16 protein-coding genes are annotated in these 19,830 nt (G+C 72.6%); 8 read left to right on the top strand and 8 right to left on the bottom strand.

What is annotated here, in order from left to right; genetic code table 11:
- Positions 1 to 150: 150 nt before the first annotated feature.
- Positions 151 to 720 (bottom strand): hypothetical protein, encoded by a 570-nt coding sequence (locus ACWD4P_RS23690; RefSeq protein WP_449780949.1) that lies wholly within the window; start codon positions 718 to 720, stop codon positions 151 to 153.
- A 286-nt stretch (positions 721 to 1,006) separates the two neighbouring features.
- Between ACWD4P_RS23690 and ACWD4P_RS23685 the strand changes: the two genes are divergently transcribed.
- The gene (locus ACWD4P_RS23685) at positions 1,007 to 1,405 is read left to right on the top strand and encodes a hypothetical protein (protein ID WP_449780948.1); all 399 of its coding nucleotides are present in this window, start codon (positions 1,007 to 1,009) and stop codon (positions 1,403 to 1,405) included.
- A gap of 45 nt (positions 1,406 to 1,450) precedes the next feature.
- Here ACWD4P_RS23685 and ACWD4P_RS23680 read toward each other — a convergent pair whose 3' ends face one another.
- Complete coding sequence (locus tag ACWD4P_RS23680) at positions 1,451 to 2,491, bottom strand: helix-turn-helix domain-containing protein (RefSeq protein ID WP_449780951.1); 1,041 nt, start codon at positions 2,489 to 2,491, stop codon at positions 1,451 to 1,453.
- A 208-nt stretch (positions 2,492 to 2,699) separates the two neighbouring features.
- Between ACWD4P_RS23680 and ACWD4P_RS23675 the strand changes: the two genes are divergently transcribed.
- Positions 2,700 to 2,924, top strand: coding sequence for a hypothetical protein (locus tag ACWD4P_RS23675; protein ID WP_449780947.1), 225 nt, complete (start codon positions 2,700 to 2,702; stop codon positions 2,922 to 2,924).
- An 8-nt stretch (positions 2,925 to 2,932) separates the two neighbouring features.
- Positions 2,933 to 3,160, top strand: a complete 228-nt coding sequence (locus ACWD4P_RS23670; RefSeq protein WP_449780946.1) for a hypothetical protein — start codon at positions 2,933 to 2,935, stop codon at positions 3,158 to 3,160.
- Positions 3,161 to 3,380: 220 nt separating this feature from the next.
- Here ACWD4P_RS23670 and ACWD4P_RS23665 read toward each other — a convergent pair whose 3' ends face one another.
- The 4 genes from ACWD4P_RS23665 to bioB are packed head-to-tail and all read right to left on the bottom strand — an operon-like array spanning position 3,381 to position 7,218.
- Positions 3,381 to 3,827, bottom strand: coding sequence for a hypothetical protein (locus ACWD4P_RS23665; RefSeq protein WP_359826424.1), 447 nt, complete (start codon positions 3,825 to 3,827; stop codon positions 3,381 to 3,383).
- A 52-nt stretch (positions 3,828 to 3,879) separates the two neighbouring features.
- On the bottom strand, positions 3,880 to 4,638 hold the full coding sequence (bioD, locus tag ACWD4P_RS23660; protein ID WP_449780945.1) for a dethiobiotin synthase: 759 nt from the start codon (positions 4,636 to 4,638) through the stop codon (positions 3,880 to 3,882).
- Positions 4,635 to 5,945: an adenosylmethionine--8-amino-7-oxononanoate transaminase gene (locus ACWD4P_RS23655; RefSeq protein ID WP_449780944.1), complete on the bottom strand. Its 1,311-nt coding sequence runs from the start codon at positions 5,943 to 5,945 to the stop codon at positions 4,635 to 4,637. Before ACWD4P_RS23655 ends, bioD begins: the two co-directional genes overlap by 4 nt.
- Positions 5,946 to 5,973: 28 nt before the next feature.
- Complete coding sequence (gene bioB / locus ACWD4P_RS23650) at positions 5,974 to 7,218, bottom strand: biotin synthase BioB (RefSeq protein ID WP_449780943.1); 1,245 nt, start codon at positions 7,216 to 7,218, stop codon at positions 5,974 to 5,976.
- A 271-nt stretch (positions 7,219 to 7,489) separates the two neighbouring features.
- Here bioB and ACWD4P_RS23645 point away from each other — a divergent pair, with 271 nt between their 5' ends.
- On the top strand, positions 7,490 to 8,341 hold the full coding sequence (locus ACWD4P_RS23645) for a hypothetical protein (protein WP_359831671.1): 852 nt from the start codon (positions 7,490 to 7,492) through the stop codon (positions 8,339 to 8,341).
- A 463-nt stretch (positions 8,342 to 8,804) separates the two neighbouring features.
- Positions 8,805 to 11,345: a collagenase gene (locus ACWD4P_RS23640; protein ID WP_449780942.1), complete on the top strand. Its 2,541-nt coding sequence runs from the start codon at positions 8,805 to 8,807 to the stop codon at positions 11,343 to 11,345.
- A gap of 176 nt (positions 11,346 to 11,521) precedes the next feature.
- On the opposite strand, the gene ACWD4P_RS23635 is transcribed toward ACWD4P_RS23640, so the two are convergent.
- Positions 11,522 to 14,014, bottom strand: coding sequence for a DEAD/DEAH box helicase (locus ACWD4P_RS23635; protein WP_449780950.1), 2,493 nt, complete (start codon positions 14,012 to 14,014; stop codon positions 11,522 to 11,524).
- A 306-nt stretch (positions 14,015 to 14,320) separates the two neighbouring features.
- Here ACWD4P_RS23635 and ACWD4P_RS23630 point away from each other — a divergent pair, with 306 nt between their 5' ends.
- Both ACWD4P_RS23630 and ACWD4P_RS23625 read left to right on the top strand, forming a co-directional pair.
- A complete protein-coding gene (locus ACWD4P_RS23630; protein ID WP_449780941.1) occupies positions 14,321 to 16,276 on the top strand; it encodes a PIG-L family deacetylase in 1,956 nt (651 codons plus the stop codon).
- 132 nt (positions 16,277 to 16,408) lie between these two features.
- Entirely contained in the window at positions 16,409 to 17,608 is a 1,200-nt protein-coding gene (locus ACWD4P_RS23625; RefSeq protein ID WP_449780940.1) for an 8-amino-7-oxononanoate synthase, read from the top strand.
- 53 nt (positions 17,609 to 17,661) lie between these two features.
- On the opposite strand, the gene ligD is transcribed toward ACWD4P_RS23625, so the two are convergent.
- Positions 17,662 to 18,669: a non-homologous end-joining DNA ligase gene (gene ligD / locus ACWD4P_RS23620; protein ID WP_359829018.1), complete on the bottom strand. Its 1,008-nt coding sequence runs from the start codon at positions 18,667 to 18,669 to the stop codon at positions 17,662 to 17,664.
- A gap of 66 nt (positions 18,670 to 18,735) precedes the next feature.
- Here ligD and ACWD4P_RS23615 point away from each other — a divergent pair, with 66 nt between their 5' ends.
- Entirely contained in the window at positions 18,736 to 19,797 is a 1,062-nt protein-coding gene (locus ACWD4P_RS23615; RefSeq protein WP_449780939.1) for an ATP-dependent DNA ligase, read from the top strand.
- Positions 19,798 to 19,830 lie beyond the last annotated feature (33 nt).

Genomic DNA, 19,830 nt, shown 5'->3' with positions numbered 1-19,830 from the left:
TCGGCCGCGTGCAGTTCGCCCGCCAGGACGTAGGCGGCGGTCAGGGCCACGCTGGTGCCCTGACCGGTGGCCGGGGAGCAACAGCCCGGGCGGTCACCGGGAGGCGAGCGCCGAGCGGGGTGGGGTGCGGGCGTCAGGAGCGGTCGGTGCTCAGCCGAGCGTCAGTGACTTGGAGTGGGTCCGCCAGGCCTCGTCCACCTGCACGGTCTCGCCCTTGTAGCTGGGGCTGCCGTAGCCGCTGGCCTGGAGCCCGGTGTACAGGTTGAACCAGCAGTTGGCGTACGGGCGCAGCGAGTACACGTGGTTGGTGAGCGGGGCGGCGATGTCGAACGAGTAGTCGGCGGCGTTCCCGTTGTAGCAGCCGTGCGGGCCGGTGTAGGTGATCGACTGACCCTCGAAGAAGAAGTCGTCGTAGATCGTTCCCAGGACCACCAGGTCGATGCCGTCCGGGCTGTTCAGCTTGTCGGCGAACGCGCTGTCGCGGGCGGCCGCCGCAGCACTCAGCGGAGCGTCGGCGACCCGCCCGCCGGTGGCGAACTTGATGGCCTCCCGGTAGGTGCCGAAGCAGTGCGACTGCCCGCCCTCCGCGCTCACCACGCAGTGTCCGGCCGTGCTCCCGGTCGCCGCGGGCTGGGCGACGGCCGTGGCCGCGCCGGACAGGGAGAACGCGATCGCGGCCGCCGCGAGGACGGCGCCGGCGCGCTTGAAGGAGCGTGTCATGGTAGATCAACTCCTGGATCGAATCGACGATTTGTCGGTGTCCGCTGGGCGGTGCACCTGTCGTCGATTCTGCGCGGTGCCGGGGGCGGTGAGTATCCCAGAAATCTGGGACATGTACGCGTCACTCTGTCGTCAACCGGTCTGTCGGCGATCAGCCCCAAGGTGCCAACAGCGCGGGAACGGCCCGTGAATTGTTCCCCGGTCGAGTGACGGCCCGGCCGGTCGGCGGGGTCCTGCGGGCATCATGGGCCGCGACACGGGACGTCGCGGAACAGGAGTCGACCGAATGGGAAGGCCGATGGCGGAGTTCGGCTGCGCGAAGTGCTACGGCGAGGACGAACGGGCGGTGTGGGGCCGGCAGCGGGAGGGCTTCGAGCACGAGACGGAGGTGGTGGACGGCTCTCGCTTCTCCGTCGACCTCCGGCGCTGCCGGGACTGCTCGCAGCGGTTCGTGTGGATCTTCACCGAGGTCGTCGACTGGATGGGCGGGGACGACGCCCAGTACGTGACGATCATGCCGGTGACGGACGGCGAGGCCGCCGGCCTGACGAGCGGCACCCTGCGTCCGCGCGAGCTGGGCGCGCTCGGCCGCGACCGCCGCCACCTCAACCACGACTGGCCCACCGGCGGCCCGGCCCGCCTGCACTGGCGCTCCGGCCGCTTCCTGATCGCCGAGGGCCGCTGAGGGGAAGTGCCGCCGCCCTGTCGCTTCGGCAGGGCGGCGAGGGCGTCAGATGCTCCCGAACTCGCCGGACTTGACGCCGGTGATGAAGGACTGCCAGGCGTCCGGACGGAAGCCGAGCTGCGGGCCGTCGGGGTCCTTGCTGTCGCGGACCGGCAGGACGCCCGGGAAGCCGGGCGCGACCTCGATGCAGTTGCCACCGCCGCTGCTGTACGAGGACTTCAGCCAGGAGTTGGGCTTGGCGGCCGCGATGGGGGACATGGCGTGGAACTCCTTGAGACGCGTGCGGATGACAGTCAGCGTGTCCGCACATGAGAGGGCTTGGGCCTGGAGCCAATCGTAAGTCCTTCCGAGAGACCGGATGTTCTCCTCGTTCTCCCGTTCCACGTAACCCCGTTGGATGGTTTCGAGGTAGGCCATCCATGTACCGCTGGGGGAGGTGAGGAGTGTGTACGGCAAGAGCGACGGAAGATCTTCGCCGAGGCTGGACGGCGCGATCTGCATCATCACGTGCGGGAGGCTGGCCACGCTCTCGAGTCGACGAAGCTGTTCTGCCATGACGAAGGGACCGCCGACGGGCCGCAGGCAGCTCTCTTCCATGACAATGCGAATCGAGGGTGCAGGGTCCTTGTAGAGCACGGCTTGCCGCGCCATGCGGACATTCACGCGTTCGCTGACCTTGTCCTGAGGGATCTCGCCTCGCCGGGCCTCGGCGCTGACGATCGCGGTGGCGTAGGCCCGAGTCTGAAGCAAACCGGGAATGACGTTCAGCTCGTAGACCTTGAACGCGGTGGACTTGCGTTCGTGCTCGATGAAGGCGAGGAACCCGCCGATCAAAGTACTGCTCTTGGCGGTCCAGTACAGGAGTTCAAGCGCCTCGCAGGTGTCGAGCTCCTTGTCGCAGCGGCGGACGAGGTTCAGCGGCGCGGGACGCTCTCCGTTCTCGATCATCGAGATGAGCGAGTCGCTGTAGTTGGTCCGCCGGCCGAGCTCGATCTGCGTGAGCCCTCTGGCCTTGCGGAACCTTCGAAGCTGAACGCCGATGGCCGCGTTCGGAGATGAGGTCGGGTCTACTACCCGCTCGGGCATGGTGACCACCCATTCCACAGTGCTCGCTGTCAAAGTGAAGTGCTTCCCATGGTAGCCCCGATTGGACACTCTTGGTGAGGGGGTAACAACAGAGAGAGACTAGTCGGTGGATATGACGAACAATCAATCCGGTGAAAGCCTGCTCCTGCGGCGGAACTTTCCGGCCTGCCGGTGCCCGCAGTGCGGCGACTCCATCCCCGAGGCGCGGATGAACCCCTCCGCCCTCACCCCGGCGGCGCCGCCCGCGCGACGGGTGGCGCCGCCGCCCGTCCCCTACCGGCCGTCGACCACCGGCGAGCGGGTCTTCGACGTCCGCTCCGGCCGGTGGGCCGCCTTCATGGGGTGGCAGCACGGCCGCGCCTACCTCCGGCCCCTCGACGGGGGCGTCGAGTGGGACACCGAAGCGCGCTGGATCTCCGACACCGAACAGTGAGATGCCCGATGAGCAGCAAGATCGACAAGATCACGGCGGACGACCGTCGCACCGCCGCCGACGTCCTCGACGACCTCCGGGCCGTCCTGAACGCCGCCTCCGTGCAACTCCCGTCCCTCGGGATCGACTGGCGCTCGGCCAAGGCCACCGGCGTCGTCCTGATCGACCTCGGGGCCGCCCGGCCGGACGTCATCGAGCGGCTGGTCGTCGTCCTCCGCAGAGGTATGCGGCCGTAGTCGCCGCCGGCGTCATCACCGCCGGGAGTCTCGCGATCGCCGGTGTCGCCACCCTCCTCATCCCCGAGGGCGTCTCCGCTTCGGCGAGTGCCATGGCGTACGTCCTCGTGTTCCTCGCGTCCTCGACCGGCGGGTTTGCCTTCGCCGCCGGATGGATGAGAGTGCGCGCATGACGGCGTGGGCTTCGATTGCCTCGAAGCCCACGCCGATTCCGTTCTGTTCAGGTGCCGTTGAGGGCGTAGCTGCGGAAGGTGGCCAGGAGCGGCAGTACTTCGGTCTTGCTGGGGTCCTCGGTGACGGCCCGCATCGCGTCGATCACCGTGTGGGCGATGATCTTCGTCACCGCGAGGTCGTCCGCGGGAGCCAGGGCGCCCCAGGACTTGAGGGTCTGGGTCAGCAGCGCGCTCATCCGGGCGCCGATGTTGGAGCTGACGGCGTCGGAGATCTCGGCGATCTCCTCGTCGCTCATGGTGGCGCGCAGGCCGAAGGCGAGCGCCATCAGGGTGTCCATCGCATGCTCGCCGTACGCGGCGACCAGTGCCGGGAGCGGCCGTTCGTCGGCGCCGCCCGCCGCCAGGGCGGACAGCGCCTCGTCGTCGTCCTTCCAGGCCGCCTCCAGGGCGGCCAGGGCCCGCAGGGCCTCGTCAGGGGTGAGCCCGTCTGTCATGGAAGGAACGGTATTGAGCCGTACCCGCTCGCGACAGTGCGGGAAGCCCGGATCACCCCTTCGAGCGAAGCGGGGCCGATTCGGGCCGGTGGGCGTGGGCGAAGTGCTCCGCGTCCCAGCCGCCGCCCAGCTCGGGGGCGAGCGAGGCGTACGCGAGGGCGGCGAAGTCCTCGGCGCCGCCCGCCCGTTCCGGCAGCGCGCCGAGCAGCGGTGCGCCGGCGGAACGGGGCAGGTCGGCCAGGTTGCAGCGTTCGGCGAGGCCGGGCTCGGCGGGCCAGGAGCCGACGACGACACCCGCGAGCGGCAGCCGGCGGGCCGCCAGGGCCTCCGCGGTGAGGGAGACGATGTTGAGCGTGCCGAGCCCGGCGGAGGCGATCAGCAGGACCTCGGCGGGGAGTCCGGCGTCGAGCACGGCCCGGGCCTGGTCGGCGAGCGTGCGGCCCTCGTCGTCGTAGCGGACCAGCAGCCCGCCCGCGCCCTCCACCAGGACCAGGTCGTGGGTGGACGCCAGCTCGGCGACCTCGGCGACCACCTCGGCGGGGGAGAGGTACGGCATCCCGGCCCGCCGGGCGGCGGTGTCGGGGGCCAGCGGCTCGGGGTAGCGCACCAGCTCGCGGACGGTCGAACCGCCCGCCAGCCGCCGGACCTCGGCCGCGTCGCCGGGCTCGCCGGCCGTCACGCCGGTCTGCCCGGGCTTGAGCACCGCGACCTTCCGTCCGGCCCGCAGCGCCGCCGAGGCGAGTGCCGCGGTGGCGACGGTCTTGCCGACGTCGGTGTTCGTCCCCGTCACGAACAGGATGCGGGCGCTCATCCCGTCACCGCCGCGGCGGTGACGGCGGCGGCGATCCGCGCCACGTCCTCGTCCTGGGCGACGTAGGGGGGCATGGTGTAGATCAGGTCCCGGAAGGGCCGTAGCCACACGCCTTCCCGCGCCGCCGCCTCGGTGGCCGCCGCGACGTCCACCGGGTGGTCCAACTGCACGACGCCGATGGCCCCGCGGACCCGGACGTCGAGCACGCCGGGGACGTCCGCGGCCGCCGCGAGGCCCTCGGCGAGCCCCGCCTCGATCCGCTTCACCTCCACCGCCCAGTCCTGCCCGAGCAGCAGCTCCAGCGAGGCGTTGGCGACGGCGCAGGCCAGCGGGTTGCCCATGAACGTCGGCCCGTGGGCGAGCACCGGCACCTCGCCGCGGCTGATCCCGTCGGCGACCTCGCCGGTGCACAGCGTGGCGGCCAGCGTCAGGTAGCCGCCGGTGAGCGCCTTGCCGAGGCACATGACGTCCGGGGAGACGCCGGCGTGGTCGGCGGCGAACAGCGCGCCGCTGCGCCCGAAGCCGGTGGCGATCTCGTCGAAGACCAGCAACACGCCGTAGCGGTCGCACAGTTCGCGCAGCATCCGCAGGTAGGCGGGCGAGTGGAAGCGCATCCCGCCCGCGCCCTGGACGACCGGTTCGACGATGACGGCGGCCAGCTCGTCGGCGTGCCGGGCCATCAGCTCCTCGAACTCCGCCGCGTACCGCGGGTCGAGCGGGGCGTCGAACCCGGCCGGGGGCTCCGGGGCGAACAGCTGTCCGGGCAGCACCCCGCCCCACAGGTGGTGCATCCCGCCGTCCGGGTCGCAGACCGACATCGGGTGGAAGGTGTCCCCGTGGTAGCCGCCGCGCCAGGTGAGCAGCCGGCGCTTGGCCGGCCGGCCGATGGACCGCCAGTACTGGAGGCACATCTTCATCGCGACCTCGACGGCCACCGAGCCCGAGTCGGCGAGGAAGACGTGCCGCAGCGGCTCCGGGGTGATCTCCACCAGGGTCGAGGCCAGCCGGACGGCGGGCTCGTGGGTGAGCCCGCCGAACATCACATGGCTCATCCGCCCCAGCTGGTCGCGCACCGCCTCGTCCAGTACGGGGTGCCGGTAGCCGTGGATCGCCGCCCACCAGGACGACATCCCGTCGACCAGTTCGCGCCGCCCGCCCGCGACCGGCTCGGCCAGGCGCAGCCGCACCCCCGAGGCGGACTCGACCACGTACGGGGTGGCGGTCCCGGGCATCGGCCCGTACGGGTGCCAGACGTGGGCGCGGTCGAGGGCGAGCAGGTCGGTCGCGGACGGGATCGGCTGGAGCATGGTGCTTTCTCCGGTGGGGTCGGAACTGTCAGGCGTTGGGCGCGAGTTCGGTGCCGGCGCCGCGGCGGCGGACCTTCACGAGGTCGCTGCGGAGCTCGTCCTCGGTGCCGGCCGCCGGGGGCGCTTCGGCCGGCAAGGGCGCGTCGGCCGCCGACGGCGCGTGCGCGTGCCCGCCGCACGGACCGCAGCCACCGCCGCTGCCGCAGGCCGAGGCCGCGGTGCCGCAGCCGCCGCCCGCGTGGGCGGCCCGGGCGGCCTCGGCGACGTCCGCCCGGTGGCGCGGCAGGGTGGCCTCGCCGGCGCCCTCGACCTCGAAGCCGGCGTCCTTGATCATGTCGAGGTCGGCCTGCCCGGCCTGGCCCTCGCTGGTCAGGTAGTCGCCCAGGAAGATGGAGTTGGCGACGTGCAGGCCGAGCGGCTGCATCGAGCGCAGGTGCACCTCGCGCCCGCCCGCGATCCGCACCTCGGTGTCCGGGTTGACGAAGCGGACCATCGACAGGATGCGCAGGCAGCGCTGCGGGGTGAGGTTCCACTCCTTGGCGAGCGGGGTGCCCTCGAACGGGATCAGGAAGTTGACCGGGACGGAGTCCGAGCCCAGCTCGCGCAGCGCGAAGACGACGTCGACCAGGTCCTCGTCGCTCTCGCCCATGCCGGCGATCAGGCCGGAGCAGGCGGACAGGCCGGCGCCGTGGGCCTTCTGCACGGTGTCCACCCGGTCCGCGTAGGTGTGGGTGGTGGCGATGTCGCCGTAGGTGCCCTCGGAGGTGTTGAGGTTGTGGTTGTAGGCGTCGGCGCCGGCCGCCTTGAGCCGCTCCGCCTGGTTGTCGGAGAGCAGGCCGAGGCAGACGCAGATCTCGACCTCGGGGTCGGCGTCCTTGATGGCGGCCATGGTGTCGGTGACCCGGTCGATGTCACGGTCCGTCGGGCCGCGCCCGCTGGCGACCAGGCAGACCCGCTTGGCCCCGCCGGCCACCCCGGCGCGGGCGGCGTCGGCGGCCTGGTCCGGCTTGAGCCAGGTGTACTTGAGGATCTCGGCCTTGGACCCGAGCCGCTGCGAGCAGTACGAGCAGTCCTCCGGGCAGAGCCCGCTCTTCAGGTTCACCAGGTAGTTGAGCTTGACCCGGCGGCCGAACCAGCGGCGGCGCACCTTGCCGGCCGCGGCGACCACGTCGAGCAGCTCGTCGTCGGTGGTGGCGAGGACGGCCAGGGCCTCCTCGCGGGTCGGGACTTCGCCGCGCAGGCCCTTGGCGGTGAGGGTAGAGAGCAGATCCATGGGGCCGATCCTGCCTGGTGGTGATCGAGCGGCGCCAGAGCAAACCCGCCAGAAGATCGGTGTGAGGATGTGCCGATTGCCACAGTGTCGAAGGTCACGGCTCCGCCGCTGGTCACGAGCTTGACGGGGGGTCGACCCTCCGGTTACCGACGGGTAGGGGGCGAGTGCCGGAAGCGGGCCGGGCGCGCGGCGGACGGCCCCGGCGGAGGATGATCGACAACCTCCGGACCCAGTGATCTGTGCCACCCCGGGGGTGCTTAGAATCTGCGCCATGACCACGCAGGGGGAGCGCACCCCGACTCCGGGAGAGGGCCGGGACGGCCGGGCAGAGCAGCGGGTCGGCGGGGGCGCCGACACCGATGGGGGGACGGAACGCAGGCGGGGCCGCCGGCTGACGGCCCGCCGGACGGCCGGCTGGGTCGTCATGGTCGGGGTGGTCGCGGCCGGCGGATGGATCATCACCCGCCCGATGCCCGGTGACTACATACCCGGGCTCGGCCCGTCCAGCAAGGACGCCTCGGCGACGCCGAAGGTGGTGGGGGCCCCGCCGCCGCGCACCGACCCCGAGGCCCTCAACGTCGACAACCTCTTCCCCGCCCAGCGGCCGGTCGAGGTCGGTGCGTACAAGGCGCGGCGCAACGGCGTCCGGCAGGGCGAGAACTGCGGCGAGGCGCTCCAGGACCGCGCCCAGGACCCGCTGAAGGACACCGGCTGCCAGGGCTACCTGGCCGTCAGCTTCAGCGGCCAGGACCGCCCGGTGCTCAGCAGTGTCACCCTGCTCCGCTTCCCCGACCAGCCCTCCGCGGCCCGGGCCGCCGACGCCCTGCGGGCCAAGCCCGGCGCGATCGCCTTCATCCTCGCCGACGCCACCACCGCGCCGCCCCAGGCCCCCGGCGCCAAGCCGGGCGGGGACCCGCGGGTCGAGGCGGTCGGGCGCTACGTGACGGTCACCAGCTCGCGGCCGGGCGACGGCCGCCCGGCGGCTGCCGCCCCGAGCGGCACCGGGACGCCGCCCGCCACGGCGCCGACGACCGCCGGCACCGCGGTCGCCACCGAGCAGAACCTGGACGAGGCGACCCGGGCGCTCTCCTACGCGGCGGGCTCGCCGTTCGCCTGGATGTGACGGACCGCCGGAGGCGGCGGACTCCCCCGAGGGCGCGGGTCGGTGGGGGGCCGGGGCATCCCCGGCCCGGCTCCTGAGCGTCCGGCGGGAGCCGTCGGCGGAGGCGGGTGAAGGCGGCGGGTACGGGGGCGGTGCGGGAGGAAGTCCCTGATCCGCATGGTGACCTGCCGCCGAGGGTGCGGATCGGCCACTACGGGCGGACCGGCGGGCCGGGCCGCCCTGCCGAATCACCCGGTTCGTGACGTGATGGGCCTCCGGTGGGCGTGGGGCGCGTCACGGTCGACGGCGAGTGCCGCAGGTCAGCCGGGTGGCGGGGGCGGGGGACGGGGAGGTGGCCGAAACGTTCGTATCATATGACCTGTGACATTGTTCTGACCTTCAGTCAGTGACAGGATCCACGCCAAATCTCCTTCACTCAGCCCGACTTCCCGTCGGACTGCCCCCACTCGAAGAAGGATTCGGCGTGCTCCTGCGCACTAGACTCTCCACGCTCGCAGCCGGCGTCGTCGCCTGTTGCGCCACCGCCACGGCCGTGCTGCCGGTCCAAGCCCTCGCGGCACCCGCGGTCCTCACCGCGGCCCCCGTCGCCGCCCCCGCCAAGGCCGCGACCGGCCCCAGCGCACCCTCCGCTCCCGCCACCGGCGCGCGGACGGGGTCCGAGGAGCCCGCCGCGCCCGGGGCGCCGCTGCCCGCCGCGCTGATCGGCGAGCGCCTGATGACGGCGTCGGCCGACGCCGCCGACACGGCCGCGGCAGACGTCCCCGTCGCGGCCGAGTCCCTGGCCGCACAGCCCTGCACCCCGGCGGACTTCGCCGCGCGCAGCGGGGCCGACCTGGTCGCGTTCATCAGGAGCTCGACCCCGGACTGCGTCCGGGGCCTGTACAGCAGCGGCGGCACCGACCCGGCCATCTTCAAGCAGTCCCGGATGCTGTCCGTCGCCGCCGCCTTCAAGGAACTGGCCGCCGGCTACACCGGCGACAACTCGACCGGCGTCCAGCAGCTGGCGCTCTACCTCCAGGTCGGCTACTACATCCAGTTCAACCACCCCGACGCCACCGGCCCGTACACCGGCGAGCTCACCACCGCCGTCCGGGCCGCCCTGGACGCCTTCTTCGCCGGCTCCCGCTGGCACGACGTCAGCGAGAGCAACGGCATCGTGCTCAAGGACGTCGTGTGGCTCACCGACAGCGCCAACGTCCAGGCCGGCTACCTGAACGCCTACAAGCGGATACTCGACGACTACGACAATTCCTACAACGCGATCCCGAAGATGGTCGGCGCGGTCAACTCCGTGCTGCAGTACCCGCTTTGGCGCGGCAACTCGAACCCGGACTTCGTCAGGGCCGTCGCCGCGGACCCGGGCGTCGCCCGCTCGCTCGCCGACTTCGCGATCAACCACAAGGACCTGATCGGCGGGTCCAACGAGGTCCTGTCCACCAATGCCGGCAACGATCTCGCCCGGTTGGCCGGGAGCGGCGCCGCCGTCGAGCCCCTGGTCAAGCCGCTGGTCAAGAAGGTGCTGGACGCCGCGCCGCTGCTGACGCCCGCCGCGCCGCTGTACGTGCACACGGCCGTCCAGGCCAACTGGTACAACGGCGGCCAGTGCTCGTACTACGGCACCTGCGACCTGCCCGCCAAGCTCACCTCGGTCGTCCTGCCGAAGCAACTGGTCTGCGACAACCGCACCATCAAGTCCCAGGCGCTGTCCGCCGAGGAACTGGCCACCGTCTGCGCCAGCCTGCGCAACCAGGACGCGCTGTTCCACGACGTGGTCAAGGACAACGGGCCGATCCCCGGCCAGTACGCCCAGAACGTCACCTTCGGGATCTTCGCCAACAAGACCGACTACACCACCTACTCGTGGGCGATCTTCGGCAACGACACCGACAACGGCGGCGAGACCGTCATGGACGCCACCGACCCGAACGTGCCGGCTGTGACGGTGATGTACCAGAAGTCCTGGAACCTCAACGACCCCGCCCGGGTGTGGAACCTGAACCACGAGTACACCCACTACCTGGACAGCATCTACGACCTCAAGGGCAACTACCCCACCCAGATGTCCGTCCCGGACATCTGGTGGGTCGAGGGCCTCGCCGAGTACGTCTCGCACCGCTACCGCGGCGCCACCGACACCGACGCCATGACCCAGGCCGCCAAGCACACCTACAAGCTCAGCGACCTCTTCCAGAGCACCCCCCGCAACTCGGACTCCACCAGGGTCTACCCGTGGGGCTACCTGGCCACCCGGTACATGCTGGAGAAGCACCCGGCCGATGTCCAGGCCATGCTGACCCGCTTCCGCGCCGGTGACTACCAGGGCGGCTACGCGGTCTACAACGGCCTCGGCACCTCCTACGACGCCGACTTCGACCTCTGGCTCGACGCCTGTGCCGCCGGCGCCTGCTACAACCCCGGCCCGACCGCCCTGTTCGACACCTCGGTGAACGGCGCGACCGTCACCGCGAACGACCGCTCCGTACAGACCGGTTCCGGCCGCATCACCGCCTGGCACTGGACCTTCGGCGACGGAACCTCCTCCGAGGAGCGCAACCCGAGCCACACCTACGCGGCCTCCGGCAGCTACACCGTCGCCCTCACCGCCACCGACGACACCGGCCGGATCTCCACCACCCCGACCACCGTCACCGTCACCGCCGGCCCCGTGACCCTGCCCGCCTGCACCGAGCAGCGTGCCGACGCGATGGGCCGCAACTGCTCGCGCACCGGCCGCACCGCCACCGCCGGCAACCTCGACTACCTGTACGTCTACCTGCCCGCCGGGACCACCACGCTGACGGTCACCACCTCCGGCGGCACCGGCACCGCGCACCTCTACTACAACGCGGACACCTGGGCGTCGCCGAAGGCCTTCACGGCCTCCTCCACCGCCACCGGCACCAGCCAGTCCCTCACCGTCACCAACCCCACCGCCGGCTACCGCTACCTCAGCCTGTACGCGGTCACTGACTTCAGCGGCGTCACGGTCAGCACCCGGTTCTGACCTTCGTCCCGCCACCTCGGCGAGCGCCCGGCCGGTCCTCCCGGCCGAGCGCTCGCCTCCGTCGTGCCGGGACGGCGGTCGACGGCGGCGGCACAGGGCCCCGCCGACCACCGGACGGACAGGATGTCGAGAGCCGTGGCAAGGCCGGGCGGACAGGCATCCGGCCCGGCCCGGGCTCAGCCGCCGAGCCGGTCCACGGCGGTCACCCGGACCACCGCCCGGCCCTCCTCGTCCGAGCCGTACAGGTCGACCTCGGCGCTGATGCCCCAGTCGTGGTCGCCCTCCGGGTCGTCGAAGATCTGCCGGACCCGCCAGGCGGAGTCCTCCTCCTCGATGATCAGCATCTTCGGGCCGCGCGCGTCCGGACCGGTGCCCAGGTCGTCGTACTCCTCCCAGTACCCGTCCATGGCGTCCGCCCAGCGGTCCGCGTCCCAGCCGTACTCGCCGTCCAGCGCGCCGAGCTCCTCGTAGTGCTCCAGCGCGCACAGCTCGACCCGGCGGAACATCTCGTTGCGCACCAGGACGCGGAAGGCGCGGGCGTTGGCGGTGACCGGCGCCGGCTTGTCGTCCAGCCGCACCTCGGCGGCCTGCGGCTCGGTCGGGTTGGCCAGCTGCTCCCACTCGTCCAGCAGGCTGGAGTCGACCTGGCGGACCAGCTCGCCGAGCCAGGCGATGACGTCCTTGAGGTCGTCGGTCTTCACGTCCTCGGGGACGGTCTGCTCCAGCGCCTTGAACGCGCCGGCCAGGTAGCGCAGCACGATGCCCTCGGTGCGGGCCAGCTCGTAGAAGCCGACGTAGTCCGTGAAGGTCATCGCCCGCTCGTACAGGTCGCGGACCACCGACTTCGGCTGCAGCTGGTGGTCGCCGATCCACGGGTGCGCCCGGCGGTACACCTCGTAGGCGTGGGTGAGGAGCTCCTCCAGCGGCTTCGGGTAGGTGATCTCCTGGAGCCGCTCCATCCGCTCCTCGTACTCGATGCCGTCCCGCTTCATCTCGCCGACGGCCTCGCCGCGCGCCTTGTTCTGCTGCGAGGCGAGGATCTGGCGCGGGTCGTCCAGGGTCGCCTCGACGACCGAGACGACGTCCATCGCGTACGAGGGCGAGGTCGGGTCGAGCAGTTCGAAGGCGGCCAGCGCGAAGGTGGACAGCGGCTGGTTGAGCGCGAAGTTCTCCTGGAGGTCCAGGGTGAGCCGCACGATCCGGCCCTCGGCGTCCGGCTCGGGCAGCCGCTCCACCACGCCGCCCTCCAGCAGCGAGCGGTAGATGGCGATCGCGGTGCGGATGTGCCGGCGCTGCGCGGCCCGGTCCTCGTGGTTGTCGGTCAGCAGCTTGCGCATCGCCTCGAAGGCGTTGCCCGGGCGGCCGATCACCGACAGCAGCATCGCGTGGCTCACCTTGAACCGGGAGACCAGCGGCTCCGGGTCGGCGCCGATCAGCTTGTCGAAGGTCTCCTCGGTCCAGCCGACGAAGCCCTCCGGGGCCTTCTTCCGGACGACCTTGCGCTTCTTCTTCGGGTCGTCCCCGGCCTTGGCGATCGCCTTGTCGTTCTCGATCACGTGCTCGGGCGCCTGTGCGACCACCTGGCCGACGGTGTCGAAGCCGGCCCGGCCGGCCCGGCCGGCGATCTGGTGGAACTCGCGGGCGCGCAGGATGCGCACGCGCTGTCCGTCGTACTTGGACAGGGCGGTGAACAGCACCGTGCGGATCGGCACATTGACGCCGACGCCGAGCGTGTCGGTGCCGCAGATGACCTTCAACAGGCCCGCCTGGGCGAGGCGTTCGACCAGCCGGCGGTACTTCGGCAGCATGCCCGCGTGGTGCACGCCGATGCCGTGGCGCACGTAGCGGGACAGATTGCGGCCGAACTTGGTGGTGAAGCGGAAACCGCCGATCAGATCGGCGATGGCCTCCTTCTCCGCCTTCGAGCACATGTTGATGCTCATCAGCGACTGGGCCCGCTCCACCGCTTCCTTCTGGGTGAAGTGCACGACGTAGACCGGCGCCTGGCCGGTCTGCAGCAGCTCCTCCAGGGTGTCGTGCAGCGAGGTGCGGCGGTACTCGTAGAACAGCGGCACCGGGCGGGTCGCGTTGCGCACCACCGTGGTCGGACGGCCGGTGCGGCGGGTCAGGTCCTCCTCGAAGCGGCGGACGTCGCCGAGCGTCGCCGACATCAGCAGGAACTGCGCCTGCGGCAGCTCCAGCAGCGGGATCTGCCAGGCCCAGCCGCGGTCCGGCTCCGCGTAGAAGTGGAACTCGTCCATGACCACCTGGCCGATGTCGGCCCGGGCACCGTCGCGCAGCGCGATCTGGGCGAGCACCTCGGCGGTGCAGCAGATGATCGGCGCGGTCGGGTTCACGCTCGCGTCGCCGGTCATCATGCCGACCTGCTCGGTGCCGAACATCTTCACCAGGTCGAAGAACTTCTCCGACACCAGCGCCTTGATCGGGGCGGTGTAGAAGGTCCGCTGCCCCTCCGCCAGCGCCGCGAAGTGCGCACCCGCCGCCACCAGGCTCTTGCCCGAGCCGGTCGGCGTCGCGAGGATGACGTTGTTCCCCGACACCAACTCGATCAGCGCCTCCTCCTGCGCCGGGTACAGCGTGATCCCCCGCTCCTCCGCCCAGGCTGCGAACGTCTCGTACAACGCGTCGGGGGTGGCGGGCTTCGGCATCAGATCAAGGAGGGTCACCCGGCTATCTTGCCTGTTCGCCGCCACCCCGGGCAAAGCCCGGGGCCGTGCCGGGCGGGTCAGCGCACGGCCGCGGCCGGGGGCGGCGGGCCGCGCGGGGAAGGCCGGAGCGCCGCGGCGGTGGCACGGCGGGCCCCGGCGGGCGACCGGCGCCGCGCCGAAATGCGCGTCAATTCACTTTCCCACCGGGCAATTCCGAGAAATGCGATCCGGCGCAATGCCGGCCCGGCGATGGGCTAGCCTCCTCTTGGCGTCATCACATTCCGGTCCCTCATCGGGAGGAATCACATGGCAATCGGACGACGGCGACTTCTCGCCTCCGTCGCACTCACCGCCCTCGCCGCGCCCGTCCTGGCCAGAGGGAGCGCGAGCCGCGCGGCCGCGGCCGAGCAGGCGGGCAGAGCAGCCGGCCCCGATGCGGTCACCGGCTCCGGGCCGCTCTTCCTGCAGATCGTCGCCCACGAGGACGACGACATCCTGTTCATGAACCCGGACCTGTCCAACGCGATCGCCGACGGCACCCCGTCCGTCACGGTGTTCGTCACCGCGGGGAACGGGACCGGCGACCCGTGCTCCACCGTCTGCTGGGACACCGCCGGCGAGCCGCTGCGCACCTGGAACCGGCAGATGGGCGCCGTCAACGCCTACTCCCGGATGGCCGGGGCCGGCGACACCGACCCGGACACCGACGAGGTCGGGCACTGGACGGCCGAGGCCTGGACGGTCGCGGGCAAGCAGGTCGAACGGTACGTCCTCGAGGACCGGCCGGTGCACCTGCTCTTCCTCAACCTGCACGACGCCGGGCTCGTCAACGTGCTGAACGGCGGCACCGACACCACGGTCGTCCCGGTCGGCAGCCCGCTGCCCGGGCCGTCCACCTACACGGCCGCCGACGTGGTCGAGGTGCTGCGGCAGATCATGGAGACCTACCGGCCCACCGTGCTCCGGGCCCAGGACGAACTCCCGGACACCCGCTACTCGGGCGACCACGGCGACCACGTCACCGCCGCGAAGTTCGCCGGCCAGGCGGCCCTGCTGTACGGCGGCGACCTGGTCCAGGTGAACTACCGGGACTACAACATCGGCGACGCCCCGGTGAACCTCGACCCGACGACGAGCGGCACCAAGGGCCTGCACTTCTCCGAGTACGCCGGCCACGACCATTCGACGGGCAACTTCTCCGCCTCCTGGTTCTCCCGGATGTACTACCGCTGGTCCCGGGGCACCTCCTGGGCCGGGCTCAACCAGGACGGCCGGCCGCAGGTCTTCGTCGTCCGGGCCGGCGCCCTCCACACCCAGTGGCGCCGCACCGACGGCAGCTGGAGCGGGCAGCTGCGGCTCGCCGACCCGGGCGGGCGGCTGGCGCCCGGCGTCGCGGTCGGCACCAACGCCGACGGCAGGCTGGAGGTCTTCGCCCGGCGCCTCACCGACCACCACATCGTCTCCCTGCCGCAGGCCGCGCCGAACGGGGCGTGGCAGGACGCCTGGGTCGACCACGGCAACCCCAACGCCGGACTCGGCAACGAGGCCCAGGTCGGCGTGCCCGTGGTGGCCAACGACCAGGACGGGCGGCTGGAGCTCTTCGTCAAGAACGGCGGGGGCGGCCTCAGCAGCACCTGGCAGACCGCCCCGAGCGGCGGATGGGCGGGCACCTGGGCGGACCTCGGCGGCACCGACCTCCAGGACCCGGTCACCGCGATCCGCAACGGCGTCGGGGCGATCGAGGTGTTCGCCGCCACGCGCAGCGGGATCCTCGGCTGGTGGCAGGGCGCCCCGAACGGCGCCTTCAGCGGCCCGGGCCAGATCCCGAACGCCCGCCCGGCCGGCCCGCCCAAGGCCGCGCTCGACCAGGACGGCCGCATCGAACTCGCCTACCGGGAGGTCGGCACCGGCGCGATGCTGGTCAGCCACCAGGTCCGGCCCGGCGGATCCTGGGCCCAGAACCCGGCCAACCTCGGTGGCCACGGGGGAGTGGGCGAGCCGGCGGCGGCCACCCTCGGCGGCCGGGTCGTCCTGTTCGAGCGCAACCGCGGCGGCGGCGTGAGCACCACGGCGCAGACCGCCCCGAACGCCGGCTACGGCACCTGGCAGGACCTCGGCGGCACCGTCCTCGACTATCCGACGGCGGTCGTCGACGGCGCCGGCGCCCTCCACGTCCTCGCCATCGGCACCGACGGCCGGGTCTACTTCCGCGCGGGCACCTCGGCCACCGGCCTCGGCGGCTGGCAGGGCCTGCCGCTCTGAGCGCCCCGGGCCGCCACCGGTCGGGCCGACCGGTGGCGGCGCAGGGCGGGCGGATCGCGACAAGAACGGCCGGTCGGGACTGTGCCGATCCGCACATTGCCCGGCACCCGGCGGCATGCCAGAGTGCCGGGCATGAACCATCCGCTCGCGGCCGAGCCGCGTACCGCCGCCTCCGCCGCCCCCGCCCACGTCTTCGACTGGCTCGACGAGACGGCCGCGATGCGGGCCGACGCCGGGCTGACGCGCACGCTGCGCAGCCGGCCGGCGGACGACCCGGTGCTGGACCTCGCGGGCAACGACTACCTCGGGCTGACCAGGCACCCGGTGGTCACCCGGGCGGCGGCGGACGCGGCGCTGCGCTGGGGCGGGGGTTCGACGGGCTCGCGGCTGGTGACGGGCACGACCGCCCTGCACACCGAACTGGAGGCGGAGCTGGCCGAGTTCTGCGGAGTGGAGGCCGCCCTGGTGTTCTCCTCCGGGTACACGGCCAACCTCGCGGCGCTCACGGCGCTCACCGACCCGGACACCCTGATCGTCTCCGACGCGTACAACCACGCCTCCCTGATCGACGGCTGCCGGCTCTCCCGCGCCGACGTCCACCGGGCCCCGCACAGTGCCCCGGCCGCGGTCGCCGAGGCACTCGCCGGGCGGGCGCAGCCGCGGGCGCTGGTGGTCACCGACTCGGTATTCTCGGTCGACGGCGACGCCGCCCCGCTGCCCGCGCTGGCGGAAGCCGCCCGCGCGCACGGCGCCGCACTGCTGGTGGACGACGCGCACGGGCTGGGCGTGCTCGGCCCCGGCGGCACCGGGGCGCTCGCGGCGGCCGGGCTGGCCGGGCAGCCGGACGTCGTGGCCACCGCCACCCTCTCCAAGTCGCTCGGCTCGCAGGGCGGCGCCGTCCTCGGCCCGCGCCGGGTGATCCGGCACCTCACCGAGACCGCCCGCACCTTCATCTTCGACACCGGCCTCGCCCCGGCCGCCGCCGGCGCCGCCCTGGCCGCGCTGCGCCTGCTGCGCGCCGAGCCGGCCCGCGCCGAACGCGCCCGGGAGGTCGCCCGCACCCTGGCCCGGCAGCTCACCGCGGCCGGCCTGCACAGCTGCGAGCCCGAGGCCGCCGTGGTCTCCGTGCGCGCCCCGGGCCCGGAGGCCGCCGTCGCGTGGGCCGCCGACTGCCGCCGGGCCGGCCTCGCCGTCGGCTGCTTCCGCCCGCCGTCCGTCCCGGACGGCATCTCCCGCCTGCGGCTGACGGCCCGGGGCGATCTGACGGACGGGCAGATCGCCGAGGCCGTGCGGATCGTCGCCGAACTCGCCCCGGCGGGCGCGCACCGCTGAGGCCCGGCGCCGGGGAGGAGGGGCCCTGACGGGGAGGGCCCCTGTCGGGGGCCCTACTTCTTCTTCGCCCGGCTCGGCTGGACCCTGGGCGGCTCGCCCTTCGCCTTGGGATGGTCGGGCGGGTACGGGAGTTCGCCGAGGCCCTCGTCGTGGAGCTGCTTGTCGTACAGCTCCAGCAGGGCCTCCAGGCGGAACGCCTGGCCGTCCATCCCGGCGTTCAGGTCGCCGAGTTCGGCGAACCGGGCGGGCAGGGTGCGCAGGTCGAAGTCCTCGGGCGCGGCGTCGTCCAGCTCCTCCCAGCGCAGGGGGGCGGAGGCGGTGGCGCGCGGGCGGGCGCGCAGCGAGTAGGCGGAGGCGATGGTGCGGTCGCGGGCCATCTGGTTGTAGTCGACGAAGATCCGCTCGCCGCGCTCCTCCTTCCACCAGGCGGTGGTGACCTTCCCGGGCATCCGCTGCTCCAGCACCCGGCCGAGCGCGATCACCGCGTGCCGCCCGTCGGTGAAGGTCCACTCGGGCGCCAGCGGCACGTAGACGTGCAGTCCGCGCCCGCCGGAGGACTTGGGCCAGCCGCGCAGCCCGTACTCCTCCAGCAGGGCGCGCAGCTCGTGGGCGGCGCGGACGGCGTCGTGGAAGTCGGTGCCGGGCTGCGGGTCGAGGTCGATGCGCAGCTCGTCCACGTGGTCGGTGTCGGAGCGCCGCACCGGCCAGGGGTGGAAGGTGAGGCAGCCCAGGTTGGCCGCCCAGAGCACGGCGGCGGGCTCGGTGGGGCAGATCTCGTCGGCGGAGCGGCCGCTGGGGAACTCGATCCGGGCGGTGGGCAGCCACTCCGGCAGGCCCTTGGGCGCGCGCTTCTGGTAGAAGAACTCGCCCTCCACCCCGTCCGGGAAGCGCTGCAGGGTGGTCGGCCGGTCGCGCAGTCCGCGCAGCACCCCGTCGGCGACGGCCAGGTAGTACTGAGCGACGTCCAGCTTGGTGAAGCCGCGCTCGGGGTAGTACACCTTGTCCGGGTTCGACAGCCGGACGGTGCGCCCGGCGACATCCAGTTCCACGGCTGAGCCCATGCCCCTCACGCTAAGCGCCGCGCGCCCGGCGCGCGCCCCGGGGCGAACCGGGTGAGGATCGGACGCATGGACCTGCCCGTGATGCCACCGGTGGCGCCGATGCTCGCCAAGTCGGTGGCCAGGATCCCGCCCGGGGCGCAGTACGAGGCCAAGTGGGACGGCTTCCGCTCGATCGTGTTCCGCGACGGCGACGAGGTGGAGCTCGGCAGCCGCACCGGCAAGCCGCTGACCAGGTACTTCCCCGAGCTGGTGGAGGCCTTCCGGCGGGAGCTGCCGCCGCGCTGCGTGCTGGACGGCGAGGTGGTGATCGCCCGGGACGGACGGCTGCGCTTCGAGGAGCTGCTGGAGCGCGTCCACCCCGCCGCGAGCCGGGTGAAGCTGCTCGCCGAGCGCACCCCGGCCTCCTTCGTGGCCTTCGACCTCCTCGCCCTCGGGGAGGAGAGCCTGCTGGACGAGCCGCTGTCGGTGCGCCGCCCGGCCCTGGAGGCCGCGCTCGCCGACGCCGCCGACCCGGTGTTCACCGCCCCCGCCACCACCGACCTCGACCTCGCCCGGACCTGGTTCGCCGAGTTCGAGGGCGCCGGCCTGGACGGGGTGGTCGCCAAGCCGCTGGACCAGCCGTACCGGCCGGGCGAGCGGACCATGTACAAGATCAAGCACGAGCGCACCGCCGACTGCGTGGTGGCCGGCTACCGCGAGCACAAGAGCGGCCCGGTGGTCGGCTCGCTGCTGCTCGGCATCTTCGACGACGACGGCAGGCTCCAGCACGTCGGGGTCTGCGCGGCCTTCCCGATGGCCCGGCGCCGCGAACTCGTCGAGGAACTGGCCCCGTTGCGGATGACGGACCTCTCCCGGCACCCCTGGGGCGGCTGGGCGGACGAGGCCGCGCACGCCGAGGGCCGGCTGCCGGGGGCGGTCAGCCGCTGGACCGGCGGCAAGGACCTCTCCTGGATCGCGCTGCGCCCCGAGCGGGTGGTCGAGGTCGCGTACGACCACATGGAGGGCACCCGGTTCCGGCACACCGCGCAGTTCCGGCGCTGGCGGCCGGACCGCACCCCGGAGAGCTGCACCTACGCGCAGCTGGAGGAGCCGGTCTCCTACGACCTCGGCCGGGTGCTGGGGAGCTGACGCATCGTCAGGAAACGTGCGGGGCTGCCCGAC

The sequence above is a fragment of the Kitasatospora sp. NPDC002543 genome (genome assembly GCF_053594915.1).
This window is presented reverse-complemented; position numbering and strand designations above follow the sequence as displayed.